The sequence below is a fragment of the Enterobacter sp. JBIWA003 genome, from assembly GCF_019968825.1.
Classification (GTDB): domain Bacteria; phylum Pseudomonadota; class Gammaproteobacteria; order Enterobacterales; family Enterobacteriaceae; genus Enterobacter; species Enterobacter quasiroggenkampii.
The window spans coordinates 375,958-394,407 of sequence record NZ_CP074170.1 but is presented as its reverse complement, the minus strand read 5'-3'; the positions used below and the strand labels follow the sequence as shown (position 1 = coordinate 394,407).

The window sequence follows — 18,450 nt, the reverse complement described above, 5'->3', positions numbered from 1 at the left end:
ACTATTGCTGTGAATAAGTAGTAAAAGACCCGCTATTTCTTTCCCTAAGTAAAACTCCCTTACGGCCTGTTATATTTTGTGACGGCCCTCAATATTTATAGAAGAGGAAATTATTTTTTCCCAGGTTTTCCATCATGCGGCCCAAAAAACTGTGGGGGATGGTCTACCCAGCGATCTTCCCGCGTGGCGGCATACTCAGGGTTGAGCGGATAGTAGATGCGGTTGTGCTTCTTATTGGCCTCGCCAACGACCAAGAGCCTAACCTCGTCGTCCGTGTTGTTGATAAAGGTATGACAGATGCCGGTGCCGGCGGGAAAACCTACACTGTCGCCAGGCTCCAGCTTCCACAAGTAGCCGTTAATCCAGGCTTCAGGGTTACCTTCGAGCACGTAAATAAACTCTTCTTCGTCGCTCTCCGCATGCGGATAGGACGTTCTGCGCCCCGGCGGCAGGCGCTCATGATGGATGCCAATACGCCTGAGCCCAAGCCTGCGAGCCAGCGGTGCGCCGATAGAGAACAGCTCATCGCTGTCGGGGTAGGTCGAGTCATCCGCGCCTTCCACGTCGCGCCAGTGCCGAATACAGTCAGGTCTTTTCATTCTGGTTCTCCCGGTTTTCGATGGGTCAGGTATAGCACAGACTGGCGGATCTCGGTGTTTTTAGCAGAACATGATAAAGTGGGGGTTTTCCGTCCTATAACATCCGGGGTGCTACATGGATAAGTCCACAAAAGAGCTGTTAGCGCAGGCCGAAAAGCTGTGTGCGCAACGCAATGTGCGCCTGACTCCGCAGCGCCTTGAAGTCTTACGCCTGATGAGCCTGCAGCAGGGTGCCATCAGCGCCTACGATCTGCTGGATCTGCTGCGCGAAAGCGAGCCGCAGGCAAAGCCGCCAACGGTCTATCGCGCACTGGATTTCCTGCTTGAACAAGGTTTTGTGCACAAGGTGGAATCCACTAACAGCTATGTGCTGTGCCATCTGTTCGATCAGCCCACCCACACATCGGCGATGTTTATCTGTGACCGCTGCGGCGTGGTGAAAGAAGAGGCTGCGGAAGGCGTGGAAGATATTATGCATTCGCTGGCAGCGAAAATGGGTTTTGCCCTGCGTCATAACGTGATTGAGGCGCACGGGCTCTGTTCCGCGTGCGTGGAGGTGGAAGCCTGCCGTCATCAGGACGCGTGTCAGCACGACCACTCTATTCTGGTGAAGAAAAAGCCGCGTTAACGGCAAAAGAAAAGGCGGCTTAGAGCCGCCCTGTGGGTTATTCAGCGTTACCAGCGGTAGTCGTTGCGTTTTTCCCAGTCGCCCACTTCTTTTTCCGCCTGGTCTTTTGCGTAGCCGTAACGTTCCTGAATTTTACCGACAAGCTGATCGCGTTTACCTTCGATGACGGTCATGTCGTCATCCGTCAGCTTACCCCACTGTTCTTTCGCTTTACCTTTGAACTGCTTCCAGTTGCCGCCGATTTCGTCTTTATTCATCATCGTGTCCTCTTCGTTAAGCGTCGGGTCGTAACGTCCGTTACGTTCTTTTCTGCTGGACGTGATAATTATTGTAGTTAAGGATTCCGTGGTTAATTTCATATTCGGAATCTTTAACCGTCACGATATATCGTGGCGCGGGGGAAACCAGGTATTGTTTTGCCAGTGTCGATGCCAGATAAACGCCAGCGATAACCCGCGCAGTGAGAGGAAGACGGCCAGGGCCAGCCATAAACCATGATTCCCCAGCCAGGGGAGCGTCAGCAGCGTCAGACCAAACCCTGCCGCCGCGACGGCCATACTGTTACGCATTTCGGCCCCGCGCGTCGCCCCAATAAACATGCCGTCCAGCAGATAACACCAGACGCCAACCACCGGTAAGACGACTTGCCAGATGAGATAGTGGCTCGCCAGCTCGCGTAGCGCAGGGAGAGAGGTAAGCAATGCAACGATCTGCTCACCAAAGCAGGCGTAAACCAGGCCAAAGGCCAGCGCCACCAGCCCCGACTGACGGCAGGCTGCCCGCCAGACATCTCGTAGCTGCCCGCTTTCGCGCGCACCGTACGCCTGCCCGGAATGCGCTTCAACCGCATAGGCAAAACCGTCCAGCGCGTAGGCGGTAAACGTCAGCAACGTCATCAATACTGCGTTGACCGCGACGATGTCTGGCCCCAGTCGAGCCCCGAAAACCGTCAGTGCCCCGAAGCAGAGCTGGAGAAGAAGCGAGCGCAGCATGATGTCACGGTTGAGGGCCAGCAACTTACGGATATTGCCGCGCCATGCGGTTTTGAGCAGCGCCAGGGTGATCCCGCGCATGGCCAGGACACGCCAGACCATCCACAAGCCAATGATAAAGGTCCCGTATTCGGCAATCGCCGTTGCCAGCGCCGCGCCCTGCACGTTCATATGCAGACCCATGACCAGCCAGACATCCAAAACGATATTGAGCAGGTTACCCACCACCAGCAAAATCACGGGCGCACGGGCGTACTGCACGCCCAGTAGCCACCCCAGCAGAACCAGGTTAGCCAGCGACGCGGGCGCGCTGAGCCAGCGGATTTCAAGGAAACGTCGCGCCTGCTCTAATACCGCCTCGCTGCCGCCAACAATATGAAGCGCAAGATCAATCAGGGGTGCCCGCAATAAAACGATGAACGCACCCGCGCCAAGCGCGAGGATCAGCGGCTGCACCAGCGCGCGCGCCAGACGCAGCGGATCTTTCGCGCCATAAGCCTGTGCGGTAAGACCGGTGGTGCTCATGCGCAAAAAGAGCAGCAGCATAAACAGGAAGCTGGTTGCCGTCGCGCCAATCGCCACGCCGCCAAGATAAACCGGTGAATCAAGATGGCCTATAACGGCAGTATCGACCAGCCCCAGCAAGGGCACGGTAATATTGGAGAAAATCATCGGCAGAGCAAGACGCCACAATGCCTTATCGGATGCCGTCAGCAGTGACATGAAAGATACCGGGAGTGGGGAATGAATCAGGCTACAGCGGTGCCATAGCCTGTCAGGAAGAGGTTACAGCCATTCACCGTTGCGAATCACCCCGACCGCCAGTCCTTCGATAGAGAAGTTCTGTTCGCGGAGATCGACCACAATGGGTGAAAACTCGCTGTTTTCAGGCAGCAACTGTACGCTGTTACCCTGTTTTTTCAGACGCTTAACGGTCACTTCGTCATCAATGCGCGCCACCACCACCTGGCCGTTTCGCACATCCTGTGTTTTATGCACCGCAAGCAGATCGCCATCAAGAATACCGATGTCTTTCATCGACATGCCGCTGACGCGCAGCAGGAAATCAGCGCTCGGTTTGAACATGCCAGGATCGACCTGGTAATGGCCTTCAATATGCTGCTGAGCCAGTAAAGGCTCACCGGCAGCAACACGCCCTATCAGCGGAATGCCCGTCTCTTCTTCCACCAGCAGGCGGATACCCCGTGAAGCGCCCGAGACAATCTCAATCACGCCCTTACGCGCCAGCGCTTTCAGGTGTTCTTCGGCAGCATTTGGAGAACGGAAACCCAGACGCTGCGCGATTTCCGCACGCGTGGGTGGCATACCCGTCTGGCCGATATGATCCCGGATGAGATCAAACACCTCTTGCTGCCTGGTCGTTAACGCTTTCATTCCGCCCCCTGGGTGTATATACAGTTATGCTGTGAGTATATACAGTCAAAGGCGATTTTGGAACCAAAAACTGCACAAAAAACCAGGGACTTAATTATTCCTCGAGGCTCATCGGAAATGTGACCAAAGCAGCGTGACCCAGGTGATAACGGCAGTGATAATCGCCAGCAACACGGCAGCAGAGCCCATGTCTTTTGCACGGCCAGAAAGCTCATGGAAATCGGCACCAATGCGATCCACAACGGCCTCAATAGCGCTATTAAGAATTTCCACTATCATCACCAGAAGAACGGAACCGATAAGCAGTACGCGGGTAATCGCATCAACATCAAGGAAACAGGCGACGATCACCGCGATGATAGCGGCGACGCCCTCCTGGCGAAAGGCGGCTTCGTTGACCCATGCGGCACGGAAACCTTTCCATGAATAGCCGGCGGCTTTGATGATACGTGTTAACCCAGTGGTATTATTGGCCATTAAAAGAACCTTTTTTAAAAAAGAGCGTCAGTAACAGGAGCCGTAGCGCGTTTCGCTACAGCCTGAAGTATGACGGGTAACAACAGAAATTTTGCGCGCTTTCTGTTATCCTTGCGCCGCAATTGCATTATTAACCAGAGGCTTTACATCGTTTATGTCCGGCTGGCCACGAATTTACTACAAATTACTTAATTTACCATTAAGCATCCTGGTAAAAAGCAAGTCTATCCCAGCAGAACCCGCGCTGGAATTGGGGCTCGATACGTCATGCCCCATTATGTACGTTTTGCCTTATAACTCGAAGGCTGACTTACTGACGCTTCGCGCCCAATGTCTGGCGCATGACTTACCTGACCCGCTTGAACCGCTGGAAGTTGACGGTACGCTGCTGCCGCGCTACGTGTTCATTCACGGTGGGCCGCGCGTGTTTACCTATTACACGCCAAAAGAAGAGTCCATCAAGCTGTTCCATGACTATCTCGACCTGCACCGCAGCAATCCCGATCTGGATGTGCAGATGGTGCCGGTATCGGTGATGTTTGGTCGTCGTCCGGGCCGTGAAAAAGGCGAAGAGAATCCGCCGCTGCGCATGCTTAACGGCATCCAGAAGTTCTTCGCGGTCTCCTGGCTGGGACGCGACAGCTTTGTGCGTTTCTCCCCTTCCGTTTCGCTGCGTCGCATGGCGGACGAGCACGGCACCGACAAGATCATCGCGCAAAAGCTGGCGCGCGTGGCGCGTATGCACTTCGCCCGTCAGCGCCTGGCTGCCGTAGGGCCACGCCTCCCGGCGCGTCAGGATCTGTTCAACAAGCTGTTGGCCTCCAAAGCGATTGCCCGCGCCGTTGAAGACGAAGCGCGCAGCAAGAAAATTTCGCATGAGAAAGCCCAGCAGAACGCCATTGCGCTGATGGAAGAGATTGCAGCGAACTTCTCTTACGAGATGATTCGCCTTTCTGACCGTATTCTCGGCTTTACGTGGAACCGCCTCTATCAGGGCATCAACGTCCATAACGCCGAGCGCGTGCGTCAGCTGGCGCATGATGGCCATGAGATTGTCTATGTCCCCTGCCACCGCAGCCACATGGACTACCTGCTCCTTTCCTACGTGCTCTATCATCAGGGGCTGGTACCACCGCACATCGCAGCCGGTATCAACCTGAACTTCTGGCCAGCAGGTCCGATTTTCCGCCGCCTGGGCGCGTTCTTTATTCGTCGTACCTTCAAGGGCAACAAGCTCTACTCCACCGTGTTCCGCGAGTATCTGGGCGAGCTGTTCAGCCGCGGCTATTCCGTGGAGTACTTCGTGGAGGGCGGTCGTTCCCGTACCGGACGTCTGCTCGATCCGAAGACCGGCACGCTGTCGATGACCATCCAGGCGATGTTGCGCGGAGGTACCCGTCCGATCACGCTGGTGCCTATCTACATCGGCTACGAGCACGTGATGGAAGTGGGCACGTACGCGAAAGAGCTGCGTGGTGCGACCAAAGAGAAAGAGAGCCTGCCGCAGATGCTGCGCGGCTTGAGCAAGCTGCGTAATCTCGGTCAGGGCTACGTGAACTTCGGTGAGCCGATGCCGCTGATGACGTACCTGAACCATCACGTTCCGGAGTGGCGCGAGTCCATCGATCCTATCGAAGCGGTGCGTCCGGCCTGGCTGACGCCAACGGTTAACGGCATCGCATCCGAGCTGATGGTGCGCATTAACAACGCCGGCGCGGCTAACGCCATGAACCTGTGCTGTACGGCACTTCTGGCTTCACGTCAGCGCTCGCTGACCCGTGAACAGCTCACGGAGCAGCTGGATTGCTATCTGGATATGATGCGTAACGTGCCGTACTCGGTTGATTCGACCGTGCCTTCTGCAACCGCCAGTGAACTTATCGATCACGCGTTGCAGATGAACAAGTTTGAGGTCGAAAAGGACACGATCGGCGACATCATCATTCTGCCGCGCGAGCAGGCAGTGCTGATGACCTACTACCGCAACAACATCACGCATATGCTGATGCTGCCGTCGCTCATGGCCGCCATTATTACCCAGCATCGTCATATCTCCCGTCAGGAGCTATTGCGCCATCTTGAGACCATCTATCCGATGCTGAAAGCGGAGCTGTTCCTGCGCTGGAGTAAGGATGAGCTGGCGACAGAACTGGATAAGATGACGGAAGAGATGCGTCGCCAGGGGCTGATTACCCTGAACAACGACGAGTTGCACATCAATCCGTCACGCTCCCGCACCCTGCAACTGCTGGCGGCCGGTGCGCGCGAAACGCTGCAGCGCTACGCCATTACATTCTGGCTGCTGAGCGCGAATCCGTCTATCAACCGCGGTACGCTGGAGAAAGAGAGCCGGACGCTGGCCCAGCGCCTGTCCGTTCTGCACGGCATTAACGCCCCTGAATTCTTCGACAAAGCGGTCTTCAGTTCCCTGGTGCTGACGCTGCGTGATGAAGGCTTCATCAGCGATACGGGTGATGCTGAGCCGGAAGAGACGCTGAAGGTATACCAGATGCTGGCAGAGCTGATTACCTCGGACGTGCGCTTGACGATTGAGAGCGCCACGCAGGGTGAGTAACACAATGCCGGGTTATGGCCCGGCCTGACGCCCTGGATAATAAAAAGGCCCGGTAAGCGCTGACGCTACCGGGCCTTATTTTTAGCCTTGTTAAATCACCGCATTTAGCTGAGCAGCGTAAAGGCAATCATCCCGACAATTGCACCCGTCGTGCCGAGAATGGTTTCCATCAGCGTCCAGGTTTTCAGGGTTTGCGCTTCGGTGGCGCCGGTAAACTTACCGAACAGCCAGAAGCCGGCGTCGTTAACGTGAGAGACCACAATCGAACCACCCGCGATACAAATAGAAAGCGCGGCCATCTGGGCACCGGAGTAGTTCAGCTGTTCAATCACCGGCATCACCAGACCCACGGCGGTTAAACACGCCACGGTAGCAGAACCCTGGATGATACGTACCGCCGCAGCCAGCACAAAGCAGGTCACCGCAATCGGCAGGCCCATCCCGGTCAGCGCTTCACCCAGAGCCGGGCCCACGCCGGAATCCACCAGCACCTGCTTGAACACGCCGCCTGCACCGATCACCAGCAGGATAATCCCCGCAGGCTGCAGCGCCGCGCCGCAGATCTCCATCACCCGGTCTTTTGGCATCCCCTGACGCATCGCCAGGCCGTAAATCGCCACCAGGCACGCCACCAGAATCGCCGTGAACGGGTGACCGATGAACTCAAACCACTCGTAGGCAGTGGACCCCACCGGCACAAAGTGCGCAGCGATGGTTTTCAGACCCACCAGCACCAGCGGCAGCAGGATCAGCGACAGGCTGAAGCCGAAGGATGGCATTTTGCCCTCGCCCAGGTGCGGCTCGGTGATGTCATCCGGAATATGCAGCTCAACGTAACGGCTGATGAAGTTGCCCCACAGCGGGCCGGCGATGATCATCCCCGGGATTGCCGCGCACAGGCCAATCAGGATCATCCAGCCAAAGTCGGCGTGCATCTGGGATGCCAGCAGCATCGGGGCGGGTCCCGGCAGCAGAAACGCCGCAGCCGCCGCCACGCCCGCAAACAGCGGAATGACCAGCTTCACGAGGTTAGTACCGGTATGGCGCGCCATAGAGAATGCGACGCTTATCAGCAGCACAACGGCCACTTCGAAGAACAGCGGCAGCGCGCAAATCAGACCGGCCAGACCAATCGCGTAGTGCGCACGGCTGTGGCCAAAGGATTTCAGCATCTTGACGGCAATCTGGTCGACCGCACCCGTCTCGTGCAAAATCTTGCCAAACATCGCGCCCAGCGCGACCACAATCGCCAGGAAGCCCAGCGTACCGCCCATCCCTTTTTCCATCGTCGCGGCGATCTTGTCGAGCGGCATACCGGAAAAGAGACCAGCACCAATAGAAACCACCATCAAAGCAACAAAGGCGTGCATACGCGCCTTCATCACTAAAAACAGCAGCAGCAATACCGAACCCACTGCTGTCAAAACTAGCGTTAATGTACTCAAAACTTACTGCCTTTTATTAATGACCTCGATGGTGCTGGCAACAACACCCTCCAGTGACTGATCGATATCAACCACTAAGACGTCTTTCTCGTCTTCACCCGGTTCCTGCAGCGCTTCGAACTGCGTTACCAGCATCTGGGTTTTGAAGAAGTGACCTTTGCGCGCCTTCAGGCGGCTTTCAATCACCTCGAAATCCCCTTTCAGGTAGATGAAAGAGAGGTTTGGGTTGCCGTCGCGCAGCAGGTCGCGATAGGTTTTTTTCAGCGCGGAGCAGACGATCAGGGAGACTTTGTTGGTGCGCTGCATCGCGAACGCGGCGTCATTCAGCGCCTGCAACCACGGTTTGCGGTCGTCGTCGTTCAGCGGCTCGCCGGAGGCCATTTTCATGATGTTGCTGCGCGGATGGAGGAAGTCGCCATCAAGAAACGCAGCCTGGAGTTGATGCGCCACTTCGCTGGCCACGGCTGATTTCCCGCTACCGGAAACGCCCATCAGGACGTAGACGTGGTGATCGTGATTAGTCGTGCTCAAAGGGTGTCCCTCAGTCAATTGTTACGGGTAACAGTTATCGGTAACATTGTCCTGCTGGGGCAAAAGAGAAGCAATATCCAAACGTGCGCGGAGTGAATAAGTGTGAGCTACTTCAAATTTGTCAGTTCAAATAGATCCACCCGGTGACAAGGTGAAACCTAAATCTAACATTTTCGGGGTCACCGTCTCGCCACGAATGCGCGCCAGCAGGCGTTCTGCGCCAATACGGCCCATACGTTCACGCGGCGTCAGGACGCTCGCCAGACGCGGCTCCATCACCTGGCCAATATCGTGGCCGTGGAAACCGGCGATCGCCATATCATCAGGGATCTTCAGCCCCAGACGCTGACACTCAAATGCTGCGCCGACCGCAAGGTCATCGTTGGTACAGAAAATACCGTCCAGTTGCGGATACTCGCGTCGCGCCTGACGCATCAGCTCAATACCCGACGTATAGGAAGAGGATTGCTCCACCATCACGCTGTACGGGGTTAAGTTCGCGTCGAGCATCGCCTGCTCGTATCCCTTCTGTTTGATGATAGTACGTTCATCAAGACGCGCACCCAGATAGGCGATATGACGATGCCCACGGGCGATGATGGCCGCCGTCATCTGACGCGCCGCTTCGAAGTTATCAAACCCCACGGCGATGTCGAGGCACGGCGACTGGCTGTCCATCAGCTCCACGACTGGGATACCGGCCACTTCAATCATTTTGAGCGTGCGGGCAGTGTGGGTTCGTTCGGTTAAAATCAGGCCGTCAATGTTCCAGGAAAGCATCGATTCAAGACGTTCCTCTTCGAGTTCCGGCTTGTACCCGTAGTGGGCGAGCATGGTCTGGTAGCCAAACGCATCGGTAACGCTTTCGATTCCACGTAATACTTCGGCGAAAACCTGGTTGGTCAAAGAAGGAAGCAGAACGCCCACCGCGCGGCTGGTCGCATTGGAGAGAATATCGGGCGCGCGGTTGGGGATATAACCCAGTTCATCAAGGGCAGCGGCAATCTTGCCACGTAACGCTACGGAAACCTGTTCCGGGTTACGTAAAAAACGGCTGACCGTCATTTTGGTCACACCGACGCGATCGGCGACATCCTGAAGTACGGGGCGTTTCTTTTTCATCGTCCTGAGAAATCTTGAAGTGAGAGATTTGCTCAGTTTACCACGGACAAAGCCCATCCTTCCCCTGTCAAAGGGAAGGATGGGGATTTATTTATGTTTTATTACACCGGCGGCAGGTCAAACAGCAGAATTTCGCTTTCGCTGTCGGCGTGCACGGAGATCGCCTGCTCGTCCCAGATGGCCAGACCATCGGCGGTTGTCGCTTTGGTCCCGTTGATGGACACGTCGCCTTTCACCACCTGGATCCAGACGCGGCGGTTAGCGGCAATCTGATGCACGGACTGTTCATCTTTCGCCAGCGCCCAGCGGTACAGCTCCATATCCTGATGCACTTTCAGGGAGCCTTCACGCGCATCCGGGGAGAGCACCAGCTGTTTACCCTGTTTCGCGTCGAAGCGGCGCTGCTCGTAGCGCGGCGTGATGCCGGTCTCTTCTGGAATGATCCAGATTTGATACAGGTGCAGTTTTTCCGTTTTGCTTGGGTTGTACTCAGAGTGACGCACCCCGGTACCCGCGCTCATAATCTGGAACTCGCCCGCCGGAACCTGCTCTTTGTTGCCCATGCTGTCCTGGTGCTCAACCGCGCCTTCCAGCACATAGGTCAGGATTTCCATGTCTTTGTGCGGGTGGGTACCGAAGCCCTGACCTGCATCAATCACGTCGTCGTTAATCACGCGCAGTGCGGAGAAGCCCATGAAGTTCGGGTCGTAGTAGTCGGCAAACGAGAATGAATGCCATGAGTCCAGCCAGCCATGATTCGCGTGACCACGTTCGTTTGCTTTGCGTAAGTAGATCATTGTTTTCACCCTCAGTTCGTTTCGATGGAGTAAGTGTGGACGCAAACGGCCTGGGATCATAGAGGGTGAAAATTGACTCCTATGTTCAAAAATTGTGAACAAGTGCAGAGGAGCCGTTTTTGCTTATTTTGCGAGGGTTATCGTGGCAGGAGAAGCCTGTTCGAAGGCCCGTTCAAGGATTTCGAGGTTGGTCAGAACGTCAGATTCCTTGACGTAATTCGCCGTGCCGTTTGTGAGGGTCTCAAACAGCGCATCATAGACGCGACCATAGTCGCCGGTTTCCGGTTTCAACGTTTCTTTGACCGTCACGCCCTCGTCGTTCACATACTCCAGCACGCCCACGGAATCGTCCGCGGCAAATCCCGGCTCACCCGGCATGATATTGGCCTTCAGGCTGGTCTCCTGCTGGTCGATACCGTATTTGATAAACGAACCTTTAGTGCCGTGAACGATAAATTTCGGGTAGTCGATCTTCACCAGGTGACTGGTTTTGACGATGGCCTTCAGGTCGCCGTAGAACAGCTGGGCTTCGAAGGTATCATCCGGGTTGGCTTTGTTGCGCAGGCTGCGAATGTCATACGCCACGTGGTCCGGGCGGCCAAACAGGGAGATGATCTGGTCCATGGTGTGCACGCCCAGACCATAGAACGAACCATCCTGAGGCAGTCCGGGTTGCGTTTCCGCCACCGGACGGTAGTAATCGAAGTGGCTTTCGATTTCCACGATGTTGCCGAGCTTGCCGCTTTCAATCGCTTTTTTCGCCGTCAGGAAGCAGCTGTCAAAGCGACGGTTCTGATACGGCGTGACGGTCAGGCCTTTGCTTTTCGCCAGCGCGAACAGCTCTTTCGCTTCGGCAATAGTCGGGGTGAACGGCTTTTCTACCAGCACGTTTTTACCCGCATTGAGCGCGCGTTTGGCATAGTCAAAATGGCTGTCGGCGTGGGTGCAGACAACCACCAGCTTCACCTGTGGGTCGTTAAGCACCTCATCGAGATCGCTGGTGAAGTGGATGTGGGAATACTGCGGAGATTGCTCTTCCGGCTTCGCGCGGCGGCGGTAGATATGGGCCACATGCCAGCTGTCTTTGCGGTTAAGAACATACGGCAGGTGATAGCGGGTCGTACTTTTACCAAATCCAATAAATGCGCAATGTAGTGTCATAGCTCAGTCCTTTTGGAAGGTTACTGAGTCTAACCATAACAAAAAAAAAGCCAGCTAAAAGCTGGCTAAAGTAATACTGGAAGCAATGTGAGCAATGTCGTGCTTTCAGGTTCCCGTAGGGGTCTTCCTGAATGCAGAGCAATAATAATCATTCTCATTCGCACTTGTCCAATACTTTTTGCAAAAAATAGCGGTTGACTCAAATTTTAAAGTCATTGATGTTGGAAGGGACGTTTAACTGACTGAGGAACAAGGAATGAGTGAGATAGTGATACGCCATGCGGAACCGAAAGATTATGACGCCATTCGTCAGATCCACGCCCAACCGGAGGTGTACCACAACACACTACAGGTTCCTCATCCGTCTGAGCAAATGTGGCAAGAACGACTCACCGACCAGCCCGGCATTAAGCAACTGGTCGCCTGTATAGACGGTCATGTCGCCGGGCATCTGTGCATCGCCGTCGCGCAACGCCCACGCCGCAGCCATGTGGCTGATTTTGGGATTTGTGTCGGCGCGCAGTGGCAAAACCGGGGAGTTGCCAGCGCGCTGATGCGCACCATGATTGATATGTGCGATAACTGGCTGCGCGTTGACCGCATTGAGCTGACGGTGTTTGTCGATAACGAGCCGGCGATTGCGGTGTACAAAAAATACGGGTTCGAAATTGAAGGCACCGGCAAGCGCTATGCCCTGCGCAACGGCGAATATGTGGACGCGTATTTTATGGCGAGAATGAAGTGACGCACTCCCCTCACCCCGGCCCTCTCCCCATAGGGGCGAGGGAGAAAAGACCGCACCGTGCAATCCCCTCTCCCCTATGGGGAGAGGGTTAGGGTGAGGGGAATAATCAATACCCCGCCGTCAAATCATCCACCGAACGCGGATCTGATGCGCCAAACAGCGCTCCGTCCGGCCCCACCATAATGCTCTGGGTGCTGCCCATCGCCTCTTTCACCGCCACCTTCTGCCCACGCTGCTCAAGCAGTTTAATGGTGTCCGGGCTAAAGCCCTTCTCGACGCGCAGCTCGTCCGGCAACCACTGGTGGTGGAATCGCGGGGCGTTGGTGGCTTCGGCGACGTTCATCCCAAAGTCGATGCTGTTCACCACCATCTGCAATACGGTGGTGATAATCCGGCTGCCGCCCGGGCTACCGGTTACCAGCCAGGTTTTGCCCTCTTTCACTACGATGGTGGGCGACATGGACGACAGCGGGCGTTTCTTCGGCCCTACCGCGTTCGCATCGCCGCCGACCAGCCCGTAGACGTTCGGCACGCCCGGCTTGGCAGAGAAGTCATCCATCTCGTTATTCAGCAGAATGCCGCTGTTACCCGCCACAATCCCGGTGCCGAAGGTCGTGTTGAGCGTATAGGTCACCGCCACCGCGTTACCGTCTTTATCCACCACCGAGAAGTGGGTGGTCTGGTTGCTTTCATACGGCGCCAGCTTGCCGGGGCGGATCTCGCTCGACGGCTTAGCCTTGTTGATGTCGATCTGATCGGCAATAGATTTGGCATAGGCTTTATTAGTCAGCGCCTGCCACGGCACCTTCACGAAGTCCGGATCGCCGAGATATTCCGAGCGGTCGGCGTAGGCGCGTTTTTCCGCTTCCGCCATCACCTGCATGGAATCCGCGCTGCCGAAACCGAACTTGTGCATATCGAAGTTTTCAAGAATGTTGAGGATCTGCACGATGTGAATGCCCCCGGAAGACGGTGGCGGCATGGAGAAGACCTCGTAGCCGCGGTAGGTGCCGCTAATCGGCTCGCGCTCTACCGCCTTGTAGTCCGCCAGATCCGCTTTGGTGATGAGCCCGCCGTTCTTCTGCATCTCTTGTGCAATCTGGTCGGCAATCGCCCCTTTGTAGAAGGCGTCAGGACCGTGCTCGGCAATCAGCTCCAGGCTTTTAGCGAGGTTCTTCTGCACCAGCTTATCGCCCTTCTTCAGCGGTTCACCGTCTTTCCAGAAGATGGCCTTGCTGTTTTCGTGATTCGGAATCACTTCGCTGCCGTAGGTTTTGAGGTCGTCTGCCAGCGCGTCATTCACCACAAAGCCCTCCCGCGCCAGCTTGATAGCAGGCTGTACCACCTTATTCAGCGGCATCGTACCGTATTTTTCCAGCGCCAGCGAGAAGCCCGCAACGGTACCCGGCGTGCCGGACGCGAGATGCGAGGTCAGGGATTTTTTACTGTCCGGATTCCCCTGGTCATCAAGGAACATGTCCCGTGACGCCTGAGAAGGTGCCATTTCACGGAAGTCGATGGCGGTGGTTTTCCCGTCTTTGGTGCGCAGCATCATAAAGCCACCGCCGCCCAGGTTCCCCGCCTGCGGGTGCGTCACCGCCAGCGCATAGCCGACGGCGACCGCCGCATCCACCGCGTTACCGCCCTGCCTGAGAATATCGACGCCCACGCGGGTCGCCAGCGCATCCACGGATGCCACCATGCCGTGGGTTGCCCGCACGGGATGAAAAACATCTTCCTCCACGCCGTAAGAGACCGGAGGCGCCGCGGGCGGGTTGGCCGCCACGCTAAATGTACCGCCTGCCATCAGCGCGGCGAGGGCGACCCAGCGCAAAAACGTTGGTTTCATCATTATTGTTCTCCAGGTGAAGGGATCCATATTCCCCGCTTAAGCCTGGTTCACAACTCCTAAAAAATCATCGTCATGGTGAAATCAGGGTAAACTTAAGAGAGACCTCAAAAGGAGGAAATGACAATGAAACGCTTATTGATTCTTACGGCGCTGATCCCCTTTGCCGCGCTCGCACAGCCACTCAACACCATGAATAACCCGAACCAGCAGGGGTATGTCATCCCGAGCCAGCAGCGTATGCAGACCGAGATGATGAGCCAGCAACAGCAGCAAAAAGGGATGCTGAATCAGCAACTGAGAACGCAGACCCAGATGCAGCAACAAAGCCTGCAAAATCAGATGAACGCCAATACCCAGCGCGTGCAGCAGGGGCAGGTGCGCGAGCAGCCGTTGCCGAACAAAAACGGCGGAATGTTAGGTGGGATGACCTCGTCAGGCAGCGGACAGCAGCATATGCTGCCGCCGCAGTCGAATGGCAGTATGCTTAATCCGCAGAACTAAAGTCCGGGCCGATCAGGTCAATCGCATCGGTACAGATGCTGTCCACGCCCCAGCGCAGCAGTTCGGCCGCACGCTGGGGTTTATTGACGGTGTAAACCAGAATACGCAGGCCCGCGTCTTTCAGCATCTTCACCCGCGCCTCATCCAGCAGCTTGTGATTAAGATGAATAGAGACACACGCTAAGCGCGTCGTCAGCTCGCACCAGTCCTCGCGCCACTCGTCCAGCAGCAGTCCGCGCGGCAGTTCCGGCGCTGCGGCCTGTGCGGCCTCCAGCGCATCGATTTCAAATGATGACAGCAGCGGTGCGGTCATCCCCTCCCACAGCTCACGCGCGGCAAGGGCAATGACTTTGCCCGTCAGCGGCCCGGTGCCGGTGGTCGGTTTAATTTCGATATTGGCCATCATGCCGTGCTGGCGACAGCGATCGGCCACTTCCGCCAGCAGCGGCAGCGGTTCGCCTTTGAATTCGCCGCTGTACCAGCTTCCGGCGTCGACTTTCAGCAGATCGCGCCACGGCAGCTCGCCCGCGACGCCCCAGCCGTTGCTGGTGCGTTCGAGGTTATCGTCATGCAGCAGGAAAATCTCGCCGTCTTTCGACAGCTTGGCGTCGAACTCGATCATCGTGTGACCGTAGCGCGCGCCAACGTCAATCGCCGCCAGGGTATTCTCCGGCGCCAGCTTACCGCCGCCCCGGTGGGCGACGACATGGGGATAAGGCCAGTTGCTCATACTCGTTGTCCTGTTTCACCGTCAAACAGGTGCAGATGATTTTCCGGCAGGTGCAGCCACAGCGTGCTGCCTGCTTTAGGGCGCTCCTGATGTGCCAGCCGCACCACCATTTTTTGCTCGCCCCAGCGCCCGTGCGCCAGGTTATCTGCACCCAACATCTCCAGCGTGTCCATCACCAGCGGCACGCCGCCTTCCGCCTGAGTGGTTAAACCGATATGTTCCGGGCGGATACCGAGCGTCATCTTACGCCCGGCGTAGCCACGATAGTACCAGTTGATCGGCAATGCCATCCCGCTTTCCAGCTCAAAGTGCGAGCCCGCACTGCTGATGCGCCCTTCCAGCAGGTTCATCGCCGGGCTGCCGATAAAGCTCGCCACGAAACGGGTGGCTGGTTTCTCGTAGACTTCCACCGGGGTACCAATCTGCTCGGCAACGCCTTTGTTCATCACCATCACGCGCTGGGCGAGGGTCATGGCTTCGACCTGATCGTGGGTAACGTACAGCGACGTGGTTTTCAGACGACGGTGCAATTGCTGCAGCTCAAGGCGCATCTGCACGCGCAGCTTGGCGTCGAGGTTAGAGAGCGGCTCGTCGAACAGAAATACCGCCGGGTCGCGCACGATGGCGCGCCCCATCGCTACGCGCTGGCGCTGGCCGCCGGAGAGCTCGCGCGGGCGGCGCTTGAGCAGGCCGTCCAGTTCCAGAATACGGGCGGCTTCTTTCACGCGCTCCTCGATATGGCCTTTGCCCATGCCGCGGATTTTCAGCCCCCAGGCCATGTTCTCTTCCACGCTCATGTGCGGATAGAGAGCGTAGTTCTGGAAGACCATCGCGATGCCTCTGTCTTTCGGCTCCATCTCGGTGACGCGCTGGCGGTCAATCCAGATATCCCCGGAGGTCACGCGCTCCAGCCCCGCCACCATGCGCAGCAGGGTGGATTTGCCACAGCCGGACGGGCCGACCATCACGATAAACTCCCCGTCCGCCACGTCGAGCGTGAGCGGCTGAATCACCTGGGTTTTGCCGTCCCAGCTTTTGGTTACTGCCTGAAGTTTTAAACCTGCCATCTTATTTCTCGCTATCGACCAGGCCGCGGACAAACGCGCGCTGCATGGCTAAAACAATGACTACGGGTGGGATAAGGGTAAGCAGCATCGCCGCCATCACCTGGTTCCAGAGGGTGGTGCCTTCGCCGGTGGCAATCATGCCTTTGATGCCCGCCACGGCGGTGCCGAGATTGACGTCCTGAATAATCAGCAGCGGCCACAGGTACTGGTTCCAGCCGTAGATAAAGGTGATCACAAACAGCGCCGCAAGGTTGGTTTTCGACAGCGGCAGCACGATGTCGCGGAAGAAACGCATCGGCGATGCGCCATCAATGCGCGCCGCTTCAATCAGCTCGTCCGGCAGGGTCATAAAGAACTGGCGAAACAGGAATGTGGCGGTCGCCGAGGCCATCAGCGGCAGGGTCAAGCCCGCGTAGCTGTCGAGCATCTTCAGGTTGGCGATCACTTCCACCGTAGGGAAGATACGCACCTCCACCGGCAACATCAGGGTGATAAAAATCATCCAGAAAAACAGGTTGCGCAGCGGAAAACGGAACCAGACGATGGCGAAGGCCGAGAGCATCGACACCGTAATTTTGCCGACCGTAATGCCGAACGCCATGATGAAGCTGTTGAGCATCATCAGCCAGAACGGCGCGCTGTTGGCGCCCACGCCCTGGGTCCAGATGGTCTTCATGTTCTCGAACAGATGTGTGCCTGGGATCAGCGTCATCGGCGTGTCGAACACCGCTTTGGTGTCCAGCGTGGCGGCGACAAAGGCCACGTACAGCGGGAAGAGGATGACGATAATCCCCAGAATCAGCATGGTGTGGCTGAAAATCGTCAGCCCGCGACGGTTCTCAATCATTGGTAGCGCACCTTACTTTCGACATAGCGGAACTGCACCACCGTGAGGATGATGACGAGGAACATCAACACCACCGACTGCGCGGCGGAGGCGGAGAGATCCAGCCCGGCGAAGCCTTCGCGGTAGATCTTGTAGATAAGCGTCGTGGTCGCCTGCACCGGGCCGCCTGCGGTGGCCGCATCGATCACCGGGAAGGTGTCGAAGAAGGCGTACACGAGGTTAACCACCAGCAGGAAGAAGCTCACTGGGGCGATCAGCGGCAGCGACAGCCTGAAGAAGCGACGAATCGGCCCTGCGCCGTCAATCGCGGCGGCTTCCACCAGCGAACGGGGAATGGACTGCAGCGCGGCAAAGAAGAACAGGAAGTTGTAACTGATCTGCTTCCACACCGAGGCGAACACCACCAGGAACATCGCCTGACCGCTGTTCTGGGCGTGGTTCCAGTCGTAGCCGAACTCTGCCAGGAAATGGGTAATCAGCCCGCGACCGGGGTTAAACAGGAAAATCCACAGTACGGCAGCGACGGCGGGTGCCACGGCGTACGGCAGCAGCATCAGGGTCTGATAAATACGACTGCCGCGCACCACGTAGTCCACCAGCGCGGCGAAAAACAGCGAGGCGACAAGGCCGCTGACGGTGACCAGCGCGCTGAACTTCATCGTCGTCCAGAAGGCGTCCAGGTAGTAGCTGTCATGGAACAGCGCGGTAAAGTTGTCCAGCCCGACAAACTGGCTGGAGAGCCCAAACGGATCGACGCTTTGTACCGAGTACCACAGCGCTTCGCCCGCAGGCCAGATAAAGAAGATAACGGTGATGACCAGCTGAGGCGCGACCAACAGGTACGGCAGCCAGCGGGAACGGAACACCGGACGGGATGATGACATAGGTTAGCTCTGTAGGTATTCACCCCTCACCCTAACCCTCTCCCCAGAGGGGAGAGGGGACTGCACGGAGCCGTCTTTTCTCCCTCGCCCCTGTGGGGAGAG

19 protein-coding genes are annotated in these 18,450 nt (G+C 56.9%); 4 read left to right on the top strand and 15 right to left on the bottom strand.

The window, feature by feature from the left end:
* Nucleotides 1-110 precede the first annotated feature (110 nt).
* Complete coding sequence (locus KGP25_RS01880; protein WP_223539880.1) at nucleotides 111-599, bottom strand: cupin domain-containing protein; 489 nt, start codon at nucleotides 597-599, stop codon at nucleotides 111-113.
* 115 nt (nucleotides 600-714) lie between these two features.
* Between KGP25_RS01880 and zur the strand changes: the two genes are divergently transcribed.
* The gene (gene zur / locus KGP25_RS01875) at nucleotides 715-1,227 is read left to right on the top strand and encodes a zinc uptake transcriptional repressor Zur (RefSeq protein WP_223539879.1); all 513 of its coding nucleotides are present in this window, start codon (nucleotides 715-717) and stop codon (nucleotides 1,225-1,227) included.
* Nucleotides 1,228-1,274: 47 nt separating this feature from the next.
* Here zur and KGP25_RS01870 read toward each other — a convergent pair whose 3' ends face one another.
* From KGP25_RS01870 to KGP25_RS01855, 4 genes are all read right to left on the bottom strand, one after another.
* Nucleotides 1,275-1,484: a CsbD family protein gene (locus KGP25_RS01870; protein WP_014830284.1), complete on the bottom strand. Its 210-nt coding sequence runs from the start codon at nucleotides 1,482-1,484 to the stop codon at nucleotides 1,275-1,277.
* A gap of 120 nt (nucleotides 1,485-1,604) precedes the next feature.
* Complete coding sequence (dinF, locus tag KGP25_RS01865) at nucleotides 1,605-2,942, bottom strand: MATE family efflux transporter DinF (protein ID WP_045909166.1); 1,338 nt, start codon at nucleotides 2,940-2,942, stop codon at nucleotides 1,605-1,607.
* 63 nt (nucleotides 2,943-3,005) lie between these two features.
* On the bottom strand, nucleotides 3,006-3,614 hold the full coding sequence (gene lexA / locus KGP25_RS01860; RefSeq protein ID WP_045909165.1) for a transcriptional repressor LexA: 609 nt from the start codon (nucleotides 3,612-3,614) through the stop codon (nucleotides 3,006-3,008).
* A gap of 108 nt (nucleotides 3,615-3,722) precedes the next feature.
* Nucleotides 3,723-4,091 carry a diacylglycerol kinase gene (locus tag KGP25_RS01855; RefSeq protein WP_063622866.1) on the bottom strand — a complete coding sequence of 123 codons (369 nt, stop codon included), beginning with the start codon at nucleotides 4,089-4,091 and terminating at the stop codon, nucleotides 3,723-3,725.
* Nucleotides 4,092-4,245: 154 nt separating this feature from the next.
* Between KGP25_RS01855 and plsB the strand changes: the two genes are divergently transcribed.
* Nucleotides 4,246-6,666 (top strand): glycerol-3-phosphate 1-O-acyltransferase PlsB, encoded by a 2,421-nt coding sequence (plsB, locus tag KGP25_RS01850; RefSeq protein WP_223539878.1) that lies wholly within the window; start codon nucleotides 4,246-4,248, stop codon nucleotides 6,664-6,666.
* 104 nt (nucleotides 6,667-6,770) lie between these two features.
* On the opposite strand, the gene gntU is transcribed toward plsB, so the two are convergent.
* From gntU to KGP25_RS01825, 5 genes are all read right to left on the bottom strand, one after another.
* Nucleotides 6,771-8,111 (bottom strand): gluconate transporter, encoded by a 1,341-nt coding sequence (gntU, locus tag KGP25_RS01845; protein WP_223539877.1) that lies wholly within the window; start codon nucleotides 8,109-8,111, stop codon nucleotides 6,771-6,773.
* 3 nt (nucleotides 8,112-8,114) lie between these two features.
* Nucleotides 8,115-8,642 carry a gluconokinase gene (gene gntK, locus KGP25_RS01840; RefSeq protein WP_008503362.1) on the bottom strand — a complete coding sequence of 176 codons (528 nt, stop codon included), beginning with the start codon at nucleotides 8,640-8,642 and terminating at the stop codon, nucleotides 8,115-8,117.
* A 126-nt stretch (nucleotides 8,643-8,768) separates the two neighbouring features.
* Entirely contained in the window at nucleotides 8,769-9,764 is a 996-nt protein-coding gene (gntR, locus tag KGP25_RS01835; protein WP_021242747.1) for a gluconate operon transcriptional repressor GntR, read from the bottom strand.
* A gap of 101 nt (nucleotides 9,765-9,865) precedes the next feature.
* Nucleotides 9,866-10,561 carry a pirin family protein gene (locus KGP25_RS01830; protein WP_021242746.1) on the bottom strand — a complete coding sequence of 232 codons (696 nt, stop codon included), beginning with the start codon at nucleotides 10,559-10,561 and terminating at the stop codon, nucleotides 9,866-9,868.
* 123 nt (nucleotides 10,562-10,684) lie between these two features.
* Nucleotides 10,685-11,722, bottom strand: coding sequence for an oxidoreductase (locus KGP25_RS01825; protein ID WP_063622868.1), 1,038 nt, complete (start codon nucleotides 11,720-11,722; stop codon nucleotides 10,685-10,687).
* Between the two features lie 256 nt (nucleotides 11,723-11,978).
* On the opposite strand from KGP25_RS01825, the gene yhhY reads away from it, so the two are divergent.
* Nucleotides 11,979-12,467: an N-acetyltransferase gene (yhhY, locus tag KGP25_RS01820; protein ID WP_196353076.1), complete on the top strand. Its 489-nt coding sequence runs from the start codon at nucleotides 11,979-11,981 to the stop codon at nucleotides 12,465-12,467.
* Nucleotides 12,468-12,573: 106 nt separating this feature from the next.
* On the opposite strand, the gene ggt is transcribed toward yhhY, so the two are convergent.
* Entirely contained in the window at nucleotides 12,574-14,319 is a 1,746-nt protein-coding gene (gene ggt / locus KGP25_RS01815; protein ID WP_074180454.1) for a gamma-glutamyltransferase, read from the bottom strand.
* 123 nt (nucleotides 14,320-14,442) lie between these two features.
* On the opposite strand from ggt, the gene KGP25_RS01810 reads away from it, so the two are divergent.
* Complete coding sequence (locus KGP25_RS01810) at nucleotides 14,443-14,820, top strand: DUF2756 family protein (protein WP_045328887.1); 378 nt, start codon at nucleotides 14,443-14,445, stop codon at nucleotides 14,818-14,820.
* Here KGP25_RS01810 and ugpQ read toward each other — a convergent pair.
* Genes ugpQ through ugpA form a run of 4 tightly spaced genes read right to left on the bottom strand, consistent with a single transcriptional unit; the run spans nucleotide 14,804 to nucleotide 18,348 of the window.
* Nucleotides 14,804-15,550 (bottom strand): glycerophosphodiester phosphodiesterase, encoded by a 747-nt coding sequence (gene ugpQ / locus KGP25_RS01805; RefSeq protein ID WP_069719702.1) that lies wholly within the window; start codon nucleotides 15,548-15,550, stop codon nucleotides 14,804-14,806. The two genes, KGP25_RS01810 and ugpQ, sit on opposite strands and share 17 nt — an antisense overlap.
* Entirely contained in the window at nucleotides 15,547-16,617 is a 1,071-nt protein-coding gene (locus KGP25_RS01800) for a sn-glycerol-3-phosphate import ATP-binding protein UgpC (RefSeq protein WP_045909162.1), read from the bottom strand. The genes ugpQ and KGP25_RS01800 overlap by 4 nt, the downstream gene beginning before the upstream one ends.
* Before the next feature lies 1 nt (nucleotide 16,618).
* Complete coding sequence (gene ugpE / locus KGP25_RS01795) at nucleotides 16,619-17,464, bottom strand: sn-glycerol-3-phosphate ABC transporter permease UgpE (RefSeq protein WP_013099125.1); 846 nt, start codon at nucleotides 17,462-17,464, stop codon at nucleotides 16,619-16,621.
* Nucleotides 17,461-18,348: a sn-glycerol-3-phosphate ABC transporter permease UgpA gene (gene ugpA, locus KGP25_RS01790; RefSeq protein WP_032650577.1), complete on the bottom strand. Its 888-nt coding sequence runs from the start codon at nucleotides 18,346-18,348 to the stop codon at nucleotides 17,461-17,463. The genes ugpE and ugpA overlap by 4 nt, the downstream gene beginning before the upstream one ends.
* Nucleotides 18,349-18,450 lie beyond the last annotated feature (102 nt).